The organism is Rhizobium sp. BT04, assembly GCF_030053135.1.
Taxonomy (GTDB): domain Bacteria; phylum Pseudomonadota; class Alphaproteobacteria; order Rhizobiales; family Rhizobiaceae; genus Rhizobium; species Rhizobium binxianense.
In genome coordinates, this window is sequence record NZ_CP125653.1 from 443446 (window position 1) to 462477 (window position 19032).

General features: G+C 63.5%; 22 protein-coding genes. 9 read left to right on the forward strand and 13 right to left on the reverse strand.

All coding sequences use genetic code 11. The features are described from left to right. Positions 1-10 precede the first annotated feature (10 nt). From QMO82_RS33235 to pcaD, 5 genes are all read right to left on the reverse strand, one after another. A complete protein-coding gene (locus QMO82_RS33235) occupies positions 11-1057 on the reverse strand; it encodes a 3-carboxy-cis,cis-muconate cycloisomerase (protein WP_183608903.1) in 1047 nt (348 codons plus the stop codon). 205 nt (positions 1058-1262) lie between these two features. Then, positions 1263-1874 (reverse strand): protocatechuate 3,4-dioxygenase subunit alpha, encoded by a 612-nt coding sequence (gene pcaG, locus QMO82_RS33240; RefSeq protein WP_183608904.1) that lies wholly within the window; start codon positions 1872-1874, stop codon positions 1263-1265. Between the two features lie 2 nt (positions 1875-1876). After that, positions 1877-2626 carry a protocatechuate 3,4-dioxygenase subunit beta gene (gene pcaH / locus QMO82_RS33245; RefSeq protein WP_097616489.1) on the reverse strand — a complete coding sequence of 250 codons (750 nt, stop codon included), beginning with the start codon at positions 2624-2626 and terminating at the stop codon, positions 1877-1879. A gap of 9 nt (positions 2627-2635) precedes the next feature. Next, positions 2636-3037, reverse strand: a complete 402-nt coding sequence (gene pcaC / locus QMO82_RS33250) for a 4-carboxymuconolactone decarboxylase (protein ID WP_183608905.1) — start codon at positions 3035-3037, stop codon at positions 2636-2638. After that, a complete protein-coding gene (pcaD, locus tag QMO82_RS33255; RefSeq protein ID WP_183608906.1) occupies positions 3034-3843 on the reverse strand; it encodes a 3-oxoadipate enol-lactonase in 810 nt (269 codons plus the stop codon). The genes pcaC and pcaD overlap by 4 nt, the downstream gene beginning before the upstream one ends. Before the next feature lie 95 nt (positions 3844-3938). Here pcaD and pcaQ point away from each other — a divergent pair, with 95 nt between their 5' ends. From pcaQ to QMO82_RS33270, 3 genes are all read left to right on the forward strand, one after another. Then, positions 3939-4856: a pca operon transcription factor PcaQ gene (gene pcaQ / locus QMO82_RS33260; protein WP_183608907.1), complete on the forward strand. Its 918-nt coding sequence runs from the start codon at positions 3939-3941 to the stop codon at positions 4854-4856. A gap of 69 nt (positions 4857-4925) precedes the next feature. Continuing rightward, a complete protein-coding gene (locus QMO82_RS33265) occupies positions 4926-5447 on the forward strand; it encodes an MbcA/ParS/Xre antitoxin family protein (protein WP_183608908.1) in 522 nt (173 codons plus the stop codon). Further along, a complete protein-coding gene (locus tag QMO82_RS33270; protein WP_183608909.1) occupies positions 5444-6115 on the forward strand; it encodes an RES family NAD+ phosphorylase in 672 nt (223 codons plus the stop codon). Before QMO82_RS33265 ends, QMO82_RS33270 begins: the two co-directional genes overlap by 4 nt. Before the next feature lie 23 nt (positions 6116-6138). Here QMO82_RS33270 and QMO82_RS33275 read toward each other — a convergent pair whose 3' ends face one another. Beyond that, entirely contained in the window at positions 6139-6780 is a 642-nt protein-coding gene (locus QMO82_RS33275) for an alpha/beta family hydrolase (protein ID WP_183608910.1), read from the reverse strand. A 69-nt stretch (positions 6781-6849) separates the two neighbouring features. On the opposite strand from QMO82_RS33275, the gene QMO82_RS33280 reads away from it, so the two are divergent. Next, positions 6850-7032 carry a hypothetical protein gene (locus tag QMO82_RS33280; protein WP_097616482.1) on the forward strand — a complete coding sequence of 61 codons (183 nt, stop codon included), beginning with the start codon at positions 6850-6852 and terminating at the stop codon, positions 7030-7032. Positions 7033-7455: 423 nt separating this feature from the next. Here the strand turns inward: QMO82_RS33280 and QMO82_RS33285 are convergent, their stop codons facing one another. Then, complete coding sequence (locus QMO82_RS33285; protein ID WP_183608911.1) at positions 7456-8355, reverse strand: LysR family transcriptional regulator; 900 nt, start codon at positions 8353-8355, stop codon at positions 7456-7458. A gap of 136 nt (positions 8356-8491) precedes the next feature. On the opposite strand from QMO82_RS33285, the gene QMO82_RS33290 reads away from it, so the two are divergent. The 5 genes from QMO82_RS33290 (at position 8492) to QMO82_RS33310 (ending at position 12083) form a co-directional block, all read left to right on the forward strand. Further along, a complete protein-coding gene (locus QMO82_RS33290; protein ID WP_097616480.1) occupies positions 8492-9340 on the forward strand; it encodes a class III extradiol ring-cleavage dioxygenase in 849 nt (282 codons plus the stop codon). Further along, a complete protein-coding gene (locus tag QMO82_RS33295; protein WP_097616479.1) occupies positions 9337-9717 on the forward strand; it encodes a glutathione S-transferase N-terminal domain-containing protein in 381 nt (126 codons plus the stop codon). Before QMO82_RS33290 ends, QMO82_RS33295 begins: the two co-directional genes overlap by 4 nt. A gap of 29 nt (positions 9718-9746) precedes the next feature. Further along, on the forward strand, positions 9747-10145 hold the full coding sequence (locus tag QMO82_RS33300) for a DoxX family protein (protein ID WP_097616478.1): 399 nt from the start codon (positions 9747-9749) through the stop codon (positions 10143-10145). Between the two features lie 89 nt (positions 10146-10234). Continuing rightward, entirely contained in the window at positions 10235-11137 is a 903-nt protein-coding gene (locus tag QMO82_RS33305) for an NADP-dependent oxidoreductase (protein WP_183608912.1), read from the forward strand. A 244-nt stretch (positions 11138-11381) separates the two neighbouring features. Further along, complete coding sequence (locus tag QMO82_RS33310) at positions 11382-12083, forward strand: DUF899 family protein (RefSeq protein ID WP_183608913.1); 702 nt, start codon at positions 11382-11384, stop codon at positions 12081-12083. Between the two features lie 27 nt (positions 12084-12110). Here the strand turns inward: QMO82_RS33310 and QMO82_RS33315 are convergent, their stop codons facing one another. From QMO82_RS33315 to hutI, 6 genes are all read right to left on the reverse strand, one after another. Then, entirely contained in the window at positions 12111-12740 is a 630-nt protein-coding gene (locus QMO82_RS33315; protein ID WP_183608914.1) for a J domain-containing protein, read from the reverse strand. Positions 12741-12914: 174 nt separating this feature from the next. Then, positions 12915-13490, reverse strand: a complete 576-nt coding sequence (locus QMO82_RS33320) for a HutD family protein (protein ID WP_183608915.1) — start codon at positions 13488-13490, stop codon at positions 12915-12917. Between the two features lie 5 nt (positions 13491-13495). Further along, positions 13496-15169 (reverse strand): urocanate hydratase, encoded by a 1674-nt coding sequence (gene hutU / locus QMO82_RS33325; RefSeq protein WP_183608916.1) that lies wholly within the window; start codon positions 15167-15169, stop codon positions 13496-13498. A 30-nt stretch (positions 15170-15199) separates the two neighbouring features. Next, a complete protein-coding gene (gene hutG, locus QMO82_RS33330) occupies positions 15200-16003 on the reverse strand; it encodes an N-formylglutamate deformylase (RefSeq protein ID WP_183608917.1) in 804 nt (267 codons plus the stop codon). A 180-nt stretch (positions 16004-16183) separates the two neighbouring features. After that, the gene (gene hutH / locus QMO82_RS33335) at positions 16184-17719 is read right to left on the reverse strand and encodes a histidine ammonia-lyase (RefSeq protein ID WP_183608918.1); all 1536 of its coding nucleotides are present in this window, start codon (positions 17717-17719) and stop codon (positions 16184-16186) included. After that, entirely contained in the window at positions 17716-18978 is a 1263-nt protein-coding gene (hutI, locus tag QMO82_RS33340) for an imidazolonepropionase (protein ID WP_183608919.1), read from the reverse strand. The genes hutH and hutI overlap by 4 nt, the downstream gene beginning before the upstream one ends. Positions 18979-19032: the final 54 nt, after the last annotated feature.

Below are 19032 nucleotides of genomic sequence, written 5' to 3' on the forward strand. Positions count from 1 at the left end.
TTGCGACGCTTCAGGCGGCTCCGAGCCGCCTGATATTCGCTGTCAATTCCTTCGCCAGCCGCAGGCTGGCGGCGGTTGCCATCGTCATCTGCGGCAGCAGCAGCCATTCGAGCGTCCAGGCCGCACCGGAGCGTTCCTGTTCATGGACGAGGGATTGGTGGATGCCCGACAGAACAGTGGCGTTGAAGCGGGCAAGCGAGATGAGGGCCTCGGCGGCAACCGGGTTCTGCTTGTGGGCCATCGCCGACGAGGTGCCGCCGCCTGAGATTTCGATCTCGTCGCCGGCCTGAGCGAGCAGGGCGATGTCCTGGCCGATCTTGCCGAGGCTGCCGGAGATCGAAGCGAACAGGCCGGCGATATCGGCGATGGGCAGACGGTTGCTCTGCCATTGAGCTGTGTCGGTGAGGCCGAGTTCCCTAGCGAGCGAGGCGCGGATTGCGGGGCCTTGCGTGCCGAGCTTGTCCAGCGTGCCGGCCGCCCCACCGAACTGGACGGGAAAACTCTGTTCGGTCAGGCGGTCGCGATAGGTCGCAAGCGGCGCGCGCCACGCGTCGAGACGGTCGCCGACGCTGATCGGGATCGCCGCCTGCATGCGGGTATGGCCCATCAGCCGGTTTTGGCCGAACTGGCGGTCGAGCCCATCGAGAACTGCGGCAATAGCGGAAAGCCGGCCGGCAAACAGGAAGGTGATGGCCCTCAGGCGGATCATCAGGCTGGTGTCGATCACATCCTGGCTGGTGGCGCCGAGATGCAGGCTCTTGGCCGCGTCCTCGCCGACTGCAATGCGCAGCTGCCTGATGAGGTCGGGAACGACGACGCCATCCCTTGCCGTTGCCGATCGAAGAGCCGACTCATCGGGGGAGAAGGCGGTGCAGGTGTCGGCGATGTGCCTTGCGGCGTCCCCCGGGACGAGGTCATGCGCCGCTTCGGCCTTTGCGAGTGCCGCCTCGAAGGAGAGCATGGCGCGGATATCGGCCCCGGCGGAGAAGTAGGGCGCGATTTCATCATCGCCGAGCAGGCCGGAGAGGAAGGGATGGTCGAAGGGCGAAGCGGTCATGGGTTTCTCGTCCGGAGTGCATGGAAACAAAGAGATAGAGCATTTCCGCAATTCACGAAAAATCAAAATCCTCTTGGAGCGGCTGCTTATCCGGCTGTCGTACCCCAGGGGTCGAGCCGCCGGTCTCGACCCGTCCTTCGGAACCCTCGAGGGCAGGGTGAGCGGGCTGCTTGCGCCGAGTTATCCGAACGTAGCCCGCGCACTCTCAAATATCCAGAAACACCGTCTCCTTGGGGCCTTGCAGATGAATGTCGAAATGGCAGGTCGCGCCGTCGCGGGTGGCGACCATCGTTGCGACGCGTTCGCGATGTTCGATGCGCGACAGCAGCGGGTCGCTAGCGTTGGCCTCCGTCTCCTCCGGGAAATACATGCGCGTATGCAGGCCGATATTGATGCCGCGGGCGACGATCCAGACGGTGATGTGCGGGGCTTGTCTGTGGCCGTCCTTGAAGGGAACGCGGCCGGGCTTGATGGTCTCGAAGCTGTAGACGCCGTCCTCGGCGCGGGTCGGGCAGCGGCCCCAGCCGGTAAAGTTCGGGTCGGCGGCGCCGCGCATTTCCGACGGGCTGTTGTAGAGGCCGGCGCTGTCGGCCTGCCAGATCTCGATAACGGCATCGCGCACCAATGCGCCGGCGCCGTCGAAGATCCGGCCGGTGACGGTGATGCGTTCGCCGAGCGTCTTGTCATTGACCATCTCGATGCCGAGATCGGTGCCGTAGACGCCCGCTATGTCGCAGAAATTCGGCGTCAGGCCGATGTGGACATAGGGGCCCGCCGTCTGCGACGGGGTTTCCTTGAGATAGCCGAGCTGCTGCATGGTCAGTTGCCCTCCAGCCTGTTTTCGAACATCGTTGAGCGGCGGCCGCGCAGCACGATATCGAATTTATAGGCGCGTGAATCCATCGGAATGGTATTGCCCCAGTCGAGCGGCGCGATCAGTTGCTCGATCGCCGCCTTATCGGGGATGGTGCCGACGATCGGACATTTCCAAATCATCGGATCGCCCTCGAAATACATCTGGGTGATCAGGCGCTGGGCAAAGCCGTGGCCGAAGATCGAGAAATGGATATGGGCAGGGCGCCAGTCGTTGACGCCGTTCGGCCAAGGGTAGGCGCCGGGGCGGACGGTGCGGAAATGGTAACGGCCTTCCTCGTCGGTGATGGCGCGGCCGCAGCCGCCGAAATTCGGGTCGATCGCCGCGAGATAGGTTTCCTTCTTGTGGCGGTAGCGGCCGCCGGCATTGGCCTGCCAGAATTCGACCAGGGCGCCGGCTACCGGCTTGGCGCGCTCGTCGAGCACGCGGCCGTGGACGATGATGCGCTCGCCGATGGCGCTTTCGCCGGGCTGCGCGTAGTTCAGGATCAGGTCGTTATCGAGCTCGCCGATCATCGAATGGCCGAAGACCGGGCCTGTCGTTTCTGAGATCGTGCCGTCGAGCGACAGCAGCGCGCGCTGCGGCGCGCGCAGCACGGAGGTCTTGTAGCCAGGGGTCAGCGCCGGCGCATGCCAGGCACGGTCGCGGCCGAAGAAGGCGCCGGTCTCGGGCTTTTGGTTGGGTCGTTCGGACATGTCTCTCCCTCAGGCCGCCTTTTCGGCGTCCATTTGTGCAAAGGCCTGCTTGGCAATCTTGATCGCATGATTGGCGGCGGGAACGCCGGCATAGATCGCCACATGCAGCAGCGCCTCGCAAATATCCTCGCGGCTTGCCCCGGTATTGGCGGTGGCGCGCACATGCATGGCGACCTCGTCGTCCTGGCCGAGAGCCGCGAGCAGGGCAATGGTGACGATCGAGCGCTCGCGCTTCGTCAGCGCCGGGCGCGACCAGACATGACCCCAGGCGGCTTCGGTGATCAGCTCCTGGAAGGGGCGGTCGAACTCGGTCGTTGCTATTGCGGCGCGGTCGACATGGGCGTCGCCGAGCACGGCGCGGCGGGTCGCCATGCCCTGCCGATAGCGCTCGGAGGCGGCGGTCTCATTCATGGGCTGTTTTCTCCAGGCGGAAAGGATGTGAGGAAGGCGCGGATGATCGCCGTCAACGCCTCCGGCTGCTCGACGCAGGGGATGTGGGCGCAATCGGGGATGACTTCGTAACGGGCGCCAGGGATAAGCCGCGCCGTGGAGAGCACGAGATCGGGCGGCGTCGAGCCGTCCTGGTCGCCGACGATGCAGATCGTCGGCACTGCGATCGTCTTTGCCAGCTCGGTGAAATCGGCGTCGCGGATCGCGGCACAGGCGGCGATATAACCCTCGACGGGCTGGCGCGTCAGCATGTTGCAATAGCCGGAATAGGCGGTGTTTTCGGGCCTGCGGAAGGCCGGCGTGAACCAGCGCTCCATGATGGCGTCGACGATGCTGCCGATACCATCTTTCTCGACGGCGGCGATGCGGGCGTTCCAGCTCTCCGCCGTGCCGATCTTGTGGGCGGTGTCGCAAAGGATCAGCGCGCTGACCAGATCCGGCCGCCGCTGATAAAGCGACTGGGCGATCAGGCCGCCGACGGAGAGGCCTGAGATGACGGCATTCTTAACCGACAAGAGATCGAGCAGGCCGGCGAGATCCGTCGCATGGTCCTCGATCGATGAGGGGAGCTGGCCGACATCGGACAGGCCGTGGCCGCGCTTGTCGTAAAGCACGATGGCGAAGTCGCCGGCAAGCCGCACCACGACATCGCGCCAGATGCGGAAATCCGTTCCGAGCGAATTGGTAAAGACGATCACCGGCCTGTCGGCAGGCGCACCGATAACCTGATAATGGATCGTCACGTCGTTTATCTGGGCGAATTGCACGTCACTCTCCTCCTGAATGGCGAAATTGAATGGTTGATCCGGTTAAGTAAAATGATATTTTTAGGCTTTTCGATAACCTCGGAGTTATGCGAACGATGATCGACAGCCGCGTCAAGTTTCGTCATCTGCAGACCTTTGTCGAGGTGGCGCGGCAGAAGAGCGTCATGAAGGCGGCCGAATTGCTGCATGTCAGCCAGCCGGCGGTGACGAAGACGATCCGCGAGCTGGAACAGGCGCTGGGTGTTGCCGTCTTCGAACGCGACGGCCGCGGCATCAAGATCACCCGCTACGGCGAGGTCTTCCTGCGCCATGCCGGAGCGGCGCTGACGGCGCTGCGCCAGGGTCTCGATTCCGTCTCGCAGGAGCAGTTTTCCGATGCGCCGCCGATCCGGATCGGCGCGCTGCCGACGGTGTCGTCGCGGATCATGTCGCGAGCGATGGAACTCTTCCTCAAGGAGCGGACCTGGAGCCGGGTGAAGATCGTCACCGGCGAGAATGCCGTGCTCCTGGAGCAACTTCGTGTCGGCGATCTGGACCTCGTCGTCGGCCGCCTGGCAGGCGCCGAAAAGATGGCGGGCTTTTCCTTCGAACATCTCTATTCCGAGCAGGTGGTGTTTGCCGTGCGCGCCGGCCATCCGCTGCTCGACGGCCGGCGATCGCTGTTTTCAGGTTTCGGCGACTACACGGTGCTGATGCCAACCCGGGGTTCGATCATCCGGCCGGTGGTTGAAAATTTCCTCATCGCCAACGGCGTCGCGAGCCTGCCGAACCAGATCGAGACGGTGTCGGATTCTTTCGGCCGCGCCTTCCTCAGGGCAAGCGATGCGATCTGGATTATTTCCAACGGCGTGGTGGCCGACGATGTCGCCGACGGGCGGCTGGCGCTGCTGCCGGTCGATACCGGCGAAACCAGGGGGCCGGTCGGGTTGACGATGCGCGCTGATGCCGTGCCGTCGGTGCCGCAATCGATCCTGATGCAGACGATCCGCGAGGCGGCAGCGGAGCTTTCCTGACCGGCTCTTTAAATTCGCTTGATGATTGCCCAGATTTGGACTATGTCTAGTTCAAGACAGGACGCTGTTATGCAGCACGCACGACACAGGGATCGGGAAGACCAGGGGCCACAGCGGCTGGACATGGAGCGCTTTGCCCCGGCAAACCGCAAGAGGCTCAGCGCACCGGCCTTGCGGACCTTCCTGGCGATCGCCGATCTTTGGGGGCTGACGGAAGAACAGCGGCTGCTGATACTCGGCTATCCCTCCAGGTCGACCTACCACAATTGGGCCAAGCAGGCGCGCGAGCACGGTGCTTTCACCCTTGATGTCGATACGCTGACCCGGATCTCGGCCGTGCTCGGCATCCATCAGGCACTCGGCGTGCTTTTTGCCGATGAACGCGCCGGCGTCACCTGGCTGCGCATGCCGCATCAGGCGCCGGTTTTCGGCGGACATCCGCCGCTTGACGTGGTGACGAACGGAACCCAGGACGGGTTGATGACCGTCCGCCGGTTTCTCGATGGCGCCCGAGGCGGCGTCTACATGCAGCCGAACAGGCTCGATGAAGCCTTCGCGCCTTACGAAGATGCGGACATCGTCGTCCGGTGAGCGACCGTTATGCCCAAGCGCCGCGTCCGTCCTGCCGGCTCATCCCGTCACAATTTCCGCCGATCGGGCTTTTCGACACGGTGGCGAGGGCGGCCGATCTCGAAGCCGTAATGGAGCTCGTCGGCTGGACCAATGACCGTCTCGTCGCCGACCGCATCCAACGGCTTCCCAGGGATGAATGGGTTTACGGCATGCCGAACGCCAGCATTGTCATGGCGGCTTTCCTGCATGTCGCCCCCGGCGGCATGCGCTTCAACGGCCCCGATCTCGGCGCCTGGTATGCCGCCGACAATCTGAAGACAGCCGCCGCCGAGGTCGGCCACCACCTCCGGCGCGAGACTTTGGCGCGCGGGGTGGCGACGATGGCACGGACCTATCGAAGCTATTCGGCCACGCTGATCGGCGATTACCTCGACATTCGCGGCGAACAGACGCTGCGGCCCGATGTCTATGACGGCACCAGCTATGCGGCGTCGCAGGTGCTGGGCGAACAGCTGCGCTCGAGCGGCGGTGCCGGCATCCTCTATGACAGTGTCCGGCTGCGAGGCGGCGTCAACATCGCCGCGCACCGGCCGAAGAACATTCGCGACGTGGTGCAGGCCGATCACTTCGAAATTACCGTTTTCGCCACCGACCGGCGCATCGATGTCAGGAAGCTTGCGGCCTGATGGCGACAGTCGCGAGGTGATGCCTAAACCTGCAGCCGCTCGGCCCACGCCTTTGCCGTCTTCGCCATCGTGGCGAGGTGATCGGCGGCGGAGAAGCCGGAGATCGTCTTGCGCGGCTTGAGGTCGTGGTCGCCGTCCTCCAGCCAGAGGATCTCGATCCGGTCGGAGAGATCATAACCCGGCACCTCGTCCCGCGTGCCGAATTCGTCGCGGGTACCCTGGCAGATCAGCGCCGATGTCGCGAGCCCGGTGAGATGGGCGGTGCGGAGTTTCTTCGGCTCGCCGGGGGGATGAAAGGGATAGCCGAGGCAGAGCAGGCCGGCGACCTTCCCCTGACGATGGAGATCGTCGGCGATCATGCTGGCGACCCGGCCGCCCATCGACTTGCCGCCGATGATCAGCGGGCCGCTGGCGCCGAGTTCTGCAATCGCCGCCTCGTATTCGGGATTGAGCGTTTCGGCGCGCGGCGGCGGCTTGCGACCCTCCGCCGTGCGCCGCGCCGCCATGTAGGCGAATTCAAAGCGTGCGACACGGAAACCGACGCCGGCGAGCGCCTCAGCCGCTGATGTCATCGATGCCGAGTCCATCGGCGCGCCGGCGCCATGCGCAAGAAGGAGGGTGAAGCGTGCATCATGGGGGCCTTGAAGCAGAAACCTGTCAGACATCGGCAATCCTCCATCCCGTCATCGGAACCATGTCGGCGCCCGTGACTTTTCCTCGAAAGGAGACGGACAATGTCGACGAATGATGAAAACGTAAAGCCCGAACAGCGCCGCCCCAAAGATGTCGGAACCGTTCCGGAAAAGCCGGAGCCGGCTGACGCAGAATCCATGGCGACGCCGGCCGTGCAGCCTGAAGGCGTCAAGGACAAAAGTGAGCGGCCGGTGGTCAATCCCGTGACCGGCGTAGCCTTTTAGCGGCTGATGTGGAGAACCGCCCTTGAAACCGCCTCACAAAAGGTACATATACCGGCCCTGCCTGAAAAATGGATGCGCGCGGTATCGACGTCGTCGAACTGTTCGCTGTCCGACAGGATAAGGGCGCTCCCCGCAAGGGTCGAGCGCCCTTTTTGCTTTTCGGACATCGGGTGGACCACGACCTCGGGTTCGTGTTGGGGGCGATAGCTGGCAATTCCCTCCATAGTCTATATAGCACTTCGGAATCCCGAAATTGGCTGCATCGTTGGAATCATTGCATATTTCCCTGCGGCGACGGTGCTGAAAAGGCGGCGAATTTCGGAATCCCGAAGCGGGGGAATTTCGGGATTCCGAAGTGGGATTTTTTCTCGCCGCTGCCGTGCCTGCAGCAAGAATGGCGTCCGGTTCCAATGAGAGCGAAGATCATCCCATCTCCCGCGTGCTCACCGTCAGAAAATCGATGAAGGTGCGGACCTTGGCCGAGAGATATTTGCGGCTCGGATATACGGCGTAAAGTGTGCTGTTGAAGCCGAGCAGAATGGCCGGAAGTACGATCTCCAGCCGGCCGGCTTCGATATCCTGCTCGGCCATCCATTTTGGCAGGAAGGCGAGGCCCATCCCCCGCAGGGCCGCCAGATGCATAATTGTCTCATTGTCGCTCAGCATCACGGTGCGGAAGGTGATCTTGTGTGGTCCGTCCGGACCTTCCAGCGACATGCTTTCCCCGAAGTTGACGCCGGAGTAGCGAAGCAGTGCGTGGCCGTTGAGTTCGGCGACGTTCTGCGGGCGCCCGGTTCGCTCGAGATAGTCAGGCGAACCCATGAGACGGAACTGGACATTCGTCAGCGGGCGGGCGACGAGGCCCGGATCGAGCCGGTCTTCCGACGTTGCCCGCAGCGCAAGATCGAAACCTTCGTCAACCAGATTCACCAGCCGGCCGCTGAGATCCAAGTCCAGGCAGACGTCGGGGTAGCGCCGGTTATAGGCTGCCAGCATGTCGGTAAAACAGCCGGTTGCCGCCCAAACCGGCGCACTCAATTTCAAGGTACCACGGGGAGCCACCGTGACATTGCCGATGGCGTCTTCCACCTCGTCCAGCCGTTCGAGCATCTCCCTGGTCTGGTTGAAATAAAGCCGCCCCGTCTCCGTCAGGCTGACATGGCGGCTGGTTCGGTTGAGCAGCCGTGTCCCCAGCCGGTTCTCGAGCCGCATCACATGCTTGCTCGCCATGGCCGGCGAAACGCCAAGGCGGTCGGCGGCAGAGGTGAAGCTTTTCAGTTCGGCGACGGTGCAGAACACCCGCAGGCTCGTCAACGTGTCCATCGATCATCAACATCCAGGAAACAGTTCTTCAATATCCGCCACATTGATCAATGATGGAGAAAAATCAAAGTCTTCCGCAACAACACCCATCGAAGCCCGCCGACGCTCGCGGCAATGATGCGAAAGGACGATTGCTGTGACAGACTCTCGACTCCCGACCTATTTCATCAGCCATGGCGGTGGCCCCTGGCCCTACATGACCGGCGAATTCCGCCGCAACTTCGACGTGCTCGAACAGTCGCTGGTCGACATGCGCGCCGAACTCGGCGGCGCGCCGAAGGCGATCCTCGTCGTCTCGGGTCACTGGGAAGAGGAGGGTTTTGCCATATCGTCGGGCGTCAAGCCCGGCATGGTCTACGACTATCATGGCTTTCCGGAACACCTCTATCACATCACCTACAATGCCCCGGGTTCGCCTGATCTGGCAAACCGCGTGCAGCAGCTGCTTCGCACGGGCGGCATCGAAGCGGCGCTTGATCCGACGCGCGGTTATGATCACGGCACGTTCAGCATCATGAAGCCGCTCTATCCGGAAGAGAACATTCCTGTCGTGCAGCTTTCGCTGGATGCGGGTTACGATCCGGCGCTGCACATCAGGGTCGGCCGGGCGCTGGCGCCCTTGCGTGACGAGGGCGTGCTGATCATCGGCAGCGGTCTCAGTTATCACAACCTTTCGGCCATGCGCGGCACGGGCGGATACGAGCCGTCCCGCCGCTTCGACGCCTGGCTTCAGGAAACGCTGGTCCACGCGCCCTCCGACAAGCGCACCGAGCGGCTGATCGAGTGGCAGCAGGCGCCGGCTGCCCGGGCGGCGCATCCGCGCGAAGACCACCTCATTCCGCTGATGGTGGTGGTCGGCGCCGCCGAGAACGAAGCCGGTGCCACCACCTATCACCAGAAGGACTTCGCCGGCGGGGTTACCGCATCGAGCTTCCGTTTCGGCCGCGTCCCCTCAACCCCTCAATCACATGGAGACGCGCAATGACCAGCGAAACCTTCAAGCCGATCGTCTACCTCAAGGAAAACTGCCCCTTCTGTCTCAAGGTTCGCCTCTTTCTTCTGGAATCGGGGCTGGCCTCGGACGTGGAAAGCCGCGACTTCACTCCTGGAACCGAGCAGGAGGAGAAGATCCGGGCGGAGCTTTCGCCGCATCTCGACAAGGTGAGCTTTCCCTCGGCGCAGCTCGAGCCCGGCCGCTACATTGCTGAATCCGATGATATCGTTGCATTTTTCGCGGCGAAGGCCGGCCGCGATCCGGCAGGCATGACGGTTTACCGGAACTATGTCGATGGTGTCTTCGCCATGTCGATGAAGCTCTGGAAAGAAAACCAGGAACTCAAGAAGGCGGCCTCCGCCGCCTGATCTCCCATCAACCTCTTTGGAGAAACTCGATGATCAATACCGGCAAATGGACGCCGTACGTCCTTGCACTTCTGCGCATCATAACGGCCTTACTCTTCCTCGAACACGCGACCATGAAGTTTCTGCAGTTTCCGGGTCCGATTCAAGGGGTACCCTATCCGCTGCCCGCCATCCTGCTGGTAGCAGGAGCGATCGAAGTGATCACCTCAGCTCTGATGCTCGTCGGATTTCAAACGCGCATCGCGGCATTCATCGCTTCGGGCGAAATGGCTGCCGCCTATTTCATGGGCCACACGCCGTATGGTTTCTGGCCCTCGCTGAACATGGGCGAGCCCGCCATCCTGTTCTGCTTCATCTTCCTCTACATCGCCTTTGCCGGCGGCGGAGCCTGGACGCTCGACAATGCGCGGCGTTCCGCCACGGCCTGAGACGGCACCATCCGGAAATCGCCCATGCCTGGCTGTCGAGCGGCAGCCGGGCACAGGCACAAACGAGACGAAAATTCTGGAGACCTGCAATGCAAGCGGCACTTCTCAAATCCTACGGTGATGTCGATCAGTTCGAAATCGCGGATCTTCCGGCACCGAAGCCCGGACCGGGCGAAGTCCTGATCAACATCGCGGCATCCGCCGTCAATCCTTTCGATCTCATCCTCCGCCAGGGCTTCATGGCCCAGTATATTCCGCTTCCGCTGCCGGCAGTGCTCGGCGGTGACGCCGCCGGCACCATCTCGGCACTCGGCGAAGGCGTGACCGGTTTTGCGGTCGGCGACCGGGTTGTCGCCGATTTTGCCGCAAACGGCAAAGGCGCCCATGCAGAGTATGGTGTCGTTCCCGCCACATCGATCGCAAGGCTGCCCGCTGCCCTCAGCTTCGAGCAGGGCGCCTCGCTGGTCAAGGCAGGTCTGGCCGGCCGGCAGACCGTCGAAGCGCTCGGCGTCAAGGCTGGCGACCGGGTTCTCGTTTCCGGCGGTCTCGGCACGGTCGGACGGTCCGCCATCCAATACCTCAAGCAGGTCGGCGCAAAGCCGGTTGCCGGGGTCCGGCCCGAGCGGCTGAACGAAGGCCGGGAGCTGGCGGGCGAGGCGCTCGACATCACGGTTCCCGCCGCAAGCCCGAGCTTCGACTATGCGATCAGCACGGCCGGGCCGGTTGCCGGCAACCTCATCACTCACGTCCGCGACGGTGGCACGGTTGCAAGCATCGTTCCGGTGCCGGACGGCGCCAATGCCGGAAGCCGGATTATCATCCGCGAACTCTACCATCGCACCGACGCGACCATGCTCGACGCCGTTCTGGCATCCGCCGCCAGCGGTGAATTGGTAATCCCGATTTCACACACCTTCACGCTGGAGCAGATCGGCCTTGCCCAGAGCGCGGTTGCGGCAGGTGCTCCGGGGAAGGTCGTTCTCAAACACTGAGAGACAAAGACGCGGCCAGGCGTCACACGGACGACAGCACCGGCATGAGGTTCTTCATGCCGGTGCTGCCGTCCGCTTATGCAGTTTTCTGTTCCGTTGCTCCCCAAAGGCGGATTTTGCGTACCGCCGCTGTCGATTTTTGCATCCTCCGATCGTCATGCCAACGATGTGCTAGAATTCCCTTTGCGGCTTCGGCACGTTCTTGGCGCGTCAGAGACGCGCGGCAATAGAAGGAGGATATGTCATGGATAACAGGCATCTGGTCCCCGCCGCCGTGCTGGCGGCAAAGAATGGCGTAAAATTTCCCAATGAGAGCAAGGAATATCGCATCGCTCGCGATGCGCTGCTCGCCGAAGAGATCGAATTGCGCCGCCATATCGAGCGGGTGGCGAAACAGCGCCGGGCGCTGCCGCCGGGCGGGGAGGTGACTAAGGACTATCGCTTCGAAGGCGCCGGCGGGCCGATATCGCTGACCGAGCTCTTCGCCGACAAGGATACGCTGATCGTCTACAGCTATATGTTCGGCCCGGAACGCGAGCGACCGTGCCCGATGTGCACCTCGCTGCTGTCGGCCTGGGATGGCGAGGTGCCCGACATCCAGCAGCGCGCCGCCCTTGCCGTCGTCGCGCTGTCGCCGATCGGCAGGCTGCTCGCCTTCAAGAAGGAGCGCGGCTGGCACCACCTGCCGCTCTATTCCGACACGACAGGCGATTACAGCCGCGACTACCACGCCATCGGCAGAGGCGGCGGCGATGACGCCGCCTATAATGTCTTCACGCGCCGCGACGGCACCATCCGCCATTTCTGGAGTCAGGAAATGGGCGATGTGACCTCCGATCCCGGCGAGGATCCGCGCGGCGCCCCCGACCTGATGCCGCTCTGGACCGTGATCGACACGACGCCGGAAGGCCGGGCGCCGGACTGGTATCCGAAGCTGTCTTATTGAAGCTGCCCTATCAAGCCGGCCGCTCCGTCAGCCGGTGGAGCGGTTTCTCGACGCCTCGACCCATTCGATATTGGCGACCGCGGCCTCCGGCAGCGGCGGCGGATCGATGTCGTAGACATAGCCGCTCAGCATGTCGGCGGCGCGTTCCGCCGCCTTGATCTTTGCCTCGGTTTCCGCGACCGCCTTGGAAATCGCTTCGATGCGGGCGCGGAACATGTGGGCGAGCACATCGCGGCCGGACTGTTTTTCGAGCCGCTCCAGATGCAGGCCGATGCGCGAGGCGTGGCGCTCCAGCTCGCTCTTGCTGAACCGCGCCTTGCGCAGTTCTTCGGAGAGACTGTCCTGCATGACGGCGACGGGATCGAAACTTCCGGGCGCGCGCTCGTCGAGCACCGCGTCGGTGACGAGCTTCTCGATCAGCACGAGCGCCTGCAACTCGGCGGCATCGGCGAATTCGACATCGTAGCCGGTATCGTCGAACACCTTGCGCCGGACCGGATCGAGAAGCAGCGCATAGGCTTTCTGAAGATTGTCGAAGGCTTGCGAATCGCCGCCCGAATCGGGATGGGCAACCTTCGCCAGGCGCCGATAGGCGGCCTTCAGCTGGGCCTCGTCCGCATCGCGTTCAACGCCGAGAATATCGTAGGGATCCGTCACGCCTGCTCCATTGCTACCCGGCACGTCCGGACAGTCTAGGTCTTCTTCTGCATCAGCAAGGCAAAGTTTAGACCGAAAGCAGGAATGACGTCCATGGCCGGAATTCGCAATCGTCGCTGCGAAAGCCTAAGCTATCTTTTGATTGTTGAATTTTTTCAAGAAGTTGCGCGAAGATCAGGGTGTGGTGATCGAGACGAGATAACATCTGGCTTCGCCGTCGATCTCAACTGCGGTTCCTGCTGCATCCGTCATCAGCAACGCATCGCCGGCCGATAGCGCGCCGCTTTCGTCGTCCTTCCGGAACGACAATGCGCCGCGGTGGCAAAGCAGCAGGCAGGTCGACGACGCCAGCGGCACGGACTTGCCGCCATCGATGTCGATGCGGATCAGCGTGTGGGCGAGGCCGTCACGCCGCGTCATGACGTTGAGATCGGTGATCGCGCCGTCCTGGAGCCTGGCGGCGACCGGGATATCAGCCGGGAAGGCGAGGGGATCGCCTGCCGTCGTCAGCAGCACCGGCGCGCTGCCTTCGATATCGAGCACCATGCCGTTGCCGTCGAGGATCGCCAGCGTCCGGTCGATGCCCGGAAAGATCGAAAACGCCCCGTCGGTTGCAACGGTCGCCATGCTGACGCGCCAGTCGAAACCGGCAAGGCCGGCATCCTCCGGCGAAACGGCGATTTCCACCGTTTCGCCGCCGCCGTTTTTCCACGGCATGCGCTTGTGATCACCGGCGCGCAGGATCCTCACCGGGTTCAGTTCCCGAGAATGCCGGGCAGGCGCAGGCCCTTTTCCCGGGCGCAGTCCAGCGCGATGTCATAGCCGGCATCGGCGTGGCGCATGACGCCGGTCGCGGGGTCGTTCCACAGCACCCGTTCGAGCCGCTTTGCCGCATCATCCGTGCCATCGGCGCAGATGACGACGCCGGAGTGCTGGGAGAAGCCCATGCCGACACCGCCGCCATGATGCAGCGACACCCAGGTGGCGCCCGAGGCGGTGTTGAGCAGGGCATTCAGGAGCGGCCAGTCGGAGACGGCATCGGAGCCGTCCTTCATCGCTTCGGTTTCGCGGTTCGGCGAGGCGACGGAGCCCGAGTCGAGATGGTCGCGGCCGATGACGATCGGCGCGGAAAGCTCGCCGTTCCTGACCATTTCATTGAAGGCCAGAGCGAGGCGGTGACGGTCGCCGAGGCCGACCCAGCAGATGCGCGCCGGCAGGCCCTGGAAGGCGATCCGCTCCCTGGCCATGTCGAGCCAGTTGTGCAGGTGGGTATTCCCAGGCGTCAGCTCCCGCACCTTGGCATCGGTCTTGTAGATATCCTCCGGGTCGCCGGAAAGGGCGGCCCAGCGGAAGGGGCCGATGCCGCGGCAAAACAGCGGGCGGATATAGGCCGGCACGAAGCCCGGGAAAGCAAAGGCGTTTTCCAGGCCTTCTTCCTTGGCGACCTGGCGGATGTTGTTGCCGTAGTCGAGTGTCGGAATGCCGGCATTCCAGAAGGCGATCATCGCTTCGACATGTTCGCGCATCGAGGCACGCGCCGCTTTTTCCACAGCCTTCGGATCGCTTTCCCGCTTGGCCTTCCACTCGGCCATTGTCCAGCCCTTCGGCAGGTAGCCGTTGATCGGGTCATGCGCCGAGGTCTGGTCGGTGACCATGTCGGGGCGGATGCCACGGCGGACCATTTCCGGCAGGATTTCGGCGGCATTGCCGAGCAGGCCGACGGATTTCGCTTCGCCAGCCTTGGTCCAGCGGTCGATCATCGCAAGCGCTTCGTCGAGCGTCTCGGCCTTGGCGTCGAGATAGCGGGTGCGCAGGCGGAAATCGATCGAGTCGGGATTGCATTCGACGGCGAGGCAGCAGGCGCCGGCCATGACGGCGGCGAGCGGCTGGGCGCCGCCCATGCCGCCGAGGCCGCCGGTCAGGATCCATTTGCCCTTGAGATTGCCGCCATAATGCTGGCGGCCGGCCTCGACGAAGGTTTCGTAGGTGCCCTGAACGATGCCCTGCGTGCCGATATAGATCCACGAGCCGGCCGTCATCTGGCCGTACATGGCAAGGCCCTTCTTATCCAGCTCGTTGAAATGATCCCAGGTCGCCCAGTGCGGCACGAGGTTGGAATTGGCGATCAGCACCCGCGGCGCATCCTTGTGGGTGCGGAAAACGCCGACCGGCTTGCCGGATTGGACGAGCAGCGTTTCCTCTTCCGTCAGTGTCTTCAGCGTCGCGACGATGCGGTCGAAATCCTCCCAGGTGCGGGCGGCGCGGCCGATGCCGCCGTAAACGACGAGCTCGTTCGGATTTTCGGCGACGTCGGGATCGAGATTGTTCATCAGCATGCGTAGCGGCGCTTCGGTCATCCAGCTCTTGGCATTGAGTTCATTGCCGCGGGGCGCGCGGATTTCCCGGATGTTATGGCGCGGATTGTTCATGGCAGTTCCCCTGTTCTCAGGTTTCAATCTTCAGCGTTTCAGGCCCGGTGCGATCTGCTCGATGCGCACCAGAATGTCTTTGAGATGGACGCGAAGCCTGTCCGCCTTGGTGGCGTCATAGGCGAAGGGCGGTGCCTCGGTCTGCAGATGGGTCGATTGTGCAAGCTCCATCTGGATCGCGTGCACGCCAGTGTCGGGCCGACCATAGTGGCGTGTCGTCCAGCCGCCCTTGAAGCGGCCGTTGAGCACGCTGTCGTACCCTTCGGCGGCTTCGACGACGGTCAGCGTCGCCTGCGCGATGGCGCTGTCGCAGGTCTTGCCCATATCGGTGCCGATATTGAAATCCGGCAGCTTGCCCTCGAACAGGAAAGGAATATGCGAGCGGATCGAGTGGCAATCGTAAAGGATTGCGACGCCATGGATTGCTCTGACGCGCTCGATCTCGGCGGCAAGGGCGGCATGATAGGGCGCATGAAAATCCCGCAGCCGCGCCGCTATATCGGCCTCGCCGGGCGCCTGCCCATCCTTCCAGATCGCCTTGCCGTCGAAGTCTGTTTCGGGAACGAGGCCGGTGGTGTTCTGCCCGGGATAGAGGCTCACTCCCGCCGGATCGCGGTTGGCGTCGATCACGTAGCGATGGAAGGTGGCGCGCACCGTCGTGACGCTGTCAAGCAAGCCGTCATAGAGGTGGTGGATGTGCCAGTCGGTATCGGCGAGGATCCTGCCATTGTCGTTGAGGCGGTCGGCGATCTCGAACGGCACCTCGGTGCCGGTGTGGGGGAAGCCGAGGATGACGGGGGAGGTGCCCTGACGGATTTCGTATGGTGTGGTCATTAAAACCCCTCCCCAGCCCCTCCCCACAGGGGGGAGGGGTTAAGCTGTGGCACCGTCTCGCAAAACAACAAGCCGGCCGCATATGCCGCGCTTAAGAGTGAATGCGGCGAGGGCCGCACGTTAAGCCCCTCCCCCTTGTGGGGAGGGGTTGGGGAGGGGACTTTCTTCATCGCGATCATTTCAACCCTCCAATACCGGCAATATGCCAGTCGAAACCGAACCGTTCAGCACGCCCGTTGCCACCAGCTGGGCGGCTGCCTCAAGGTCCTTTGCCATGTAGCGGTCGATGTCGAGGCTCGGCACCTTGCTGCGGATCGTCGTGATCGCCTTCAAAAGCTCGGGGCTCGTCGAGAGCGGCGCGCGCAGTTCCACGCCTTGGGCGGCGGTCAGCGCCTCGATGCCGATGATGGCGAACAGGTTCTCGGTCATGGCAAGCAGGCGGCGGGCGCCGTGGCAGGCCATGGAGACATGGTCTTCCTGGTTGGCCGAGGTCGGCGTTGAATCGACCGAGGCCGGGTGCGACATCTGCTTGTTCTCCGACATCAGCGCCGCCGAGGTGACCTCGGCGATCATCAGGCCGGAGTTCAAGCCCGGCTTCTTGGCGAGGAAGGCCGGCAGGCCGTAGGAGAGGGTGGGATCGACCAGCAGCGCGATGCGGCGCTGCGAAATCGCGCCGATCTCGCAGACGGCAAGCGCGATCTGGTCGGCGGCGAAGGCGACGGGTTCGGCGTGGAAGTTGCCGCCTGAGACAACGGAATTGTCCGACAGCACCAGCGGATTGTCGGTGACCGCATTGGCTTCGATCTCCAGCGTGCGGGCGACCGAGCGCAGCAGATCGAGGCAGGCGCCGTCGACCTGCGGCTGGCAGCGGATGCAATAGGGATCCTGCACCCGCTCGTCGCCCTCGATATGGCTCTGGCGAATGACGGAATTTTCGAGCAGGCTGCGAAGCGCTGCCGCCGTGTCGATCTGGCCCTTATGGCCGCGCAGCGTGTGAATATCCGGGTGGAAGGGCGCCGAAGAGCCCATGGCCGCATCGGTGGACATGGCGCCGGTGATCAGCGCCGCCTGGGCAGCGCGATGGGCGCGGAACAGGCCGGCCAGCGCCAGCGCCGTCGAGGTCTGGGTGCCGTTGATCAGCGCCAGACCTTCCTTGGCGGCGAGCACGACCGGATTCAGCCCGGCCCGTTCGAGCGCCTCGGCGCCCGAGAGCCGTTCGCCGGCGAAGAAGGCTTCGGCCTCGCCCATCATCACCGCCGCCATATGGGCGAGCGGCGCAAGATCGCCGGAGGCGCCGACCGAGCCCTTTTCCGGGATCAGCGGGATGACGCCTTTTTCCAGCATGCCCTCGATTAGCCGCACCAGTTCCAGCCGCACGCCGGAGGCACCGCGCCCGAGCGAGACCAGCTTCAGCGCCATGATCAGCCGGACGATATTGTCAGGCAGCGGCGCGCCGACGCCGCAGCAATGCGACAGGATGAGATTGCGCTGCAGGGTGGCGACATCGGCGCTGTCGATCTTGATCGAGGCGAGTTTGCCGAAGCCGGTATTGATGCCGTAGACCGGGGCATTGCCGGCGGCGATCTCGGCAATGCGGGCGGCGGCTTTGGCGATCCCGGCATCGAAGGCGGGATCGAGCTTTGCCGGCTCGCCGGTCCAATAGATGATTTCCAGATCCTTGAGCGAGACGGAGCCGGGATGGAGCGTAATGGTCATCGACCGTTCCTTTCGCCCTTGAAGACGCGTGTATGAAGCGGGTTGAAGCCGATGCGGTAGACGAGCTCGGCGAGGCTTTCGATATTCCAGACGGCGAGGTCGGCGGATTTGCCGGGCTCGAGCGTGCCGGTCTTGTCGAGCAGACCGAGTGCGCGGGCGCCCTCGCGGGTGGCGCCGGCAATGCATTCCTCGACCGTGAGGCCGAACAGCGTCGCCGACATGTTCATGGTGAGCAGCATCGAGGTGAGCGGCGATGTGCCGGGGTTGCAGTCGGTGGCGATGGCGATCGGCACGCCTGCCCGCCGCAAGGCTTCGACCGGCGGCTTCTGCTTCTCATGGATGGCGTAGAAGGCGCCGGGCAGCAGCACCGCGACGGTGCCGGAAGCCGCCATTGCCGCAACACCCTCCTCGTCGAGATATTCGAGGTGATCGGCCGAAAGCGCGCCGTAGGATGCAGCGAGCCTGGCGCCGCCGAGATTGGAGAGCTGCTCGGCATGCAGCTTGACCGGCAGGCCAAGCGCCTTTGCCTTGTCGAAGACGCGGGTGATTTCGGCCGTCGAAAAGGCGATGCCCTCGCAGAAGCCGTCGACGGCATCGGCAAGTCCGAGATTATGCATGTCGTCGAGACCGGGCAGGACGACATTATCGAGATAATCGCCGTTGCGGCCCTTATATTCCACCGGCGTCGCATGGGCGCCGAGATAGCTGGTGGCGACGCGCACCTGTCTGACATGGCCGAGCAGGCGGGCGCTCTGCAGCATCTTCACTTCGCCGCTTCGGTTCAGTCCGTAGCCGGATTTGATCTCGATCGTCGTGACACCTTCGGCAAGCAGCGTGTCGAGCCGCGGCAGCGCCTCGGCGACAAGCTCCTCGACCGACAGCGCATTGGTTGCCTTTACCGAGGACACGATGCCGCCGCCGGCGCGGGCGATTTCTTCATAGCTGGCGCCGGCAAGGCGCATCTCGAATTCGCGGGCGCGGTTGCCGCCGTGAACGATATGGGTGTGGCAGTCGACAAGGCCGGGGGTCACCCAGCGCCCTTCGAGATCGACGATCTCGGACCGCTCGATGGCGGATGCCGGCAGGTCGCTTTCGGCGCCGGCAAAGACGATGTGGCCGTTTTCAGTGAGCAGGGCGCCCTTTTCGACAATGCCCAGTCCCGTTTGCGCCGGCGCAAGCGTCGCCAGGCGGGCGTTGCGCCAAAGCACCGGCCTGACGTCGGCGGATGGGGTTTCCTCTGAAAAATTGTTCCCGGTCATCAGCTTTGCGCCTTTCCTTATGTCAAAACATGTATATACATATTCGATAGGTGA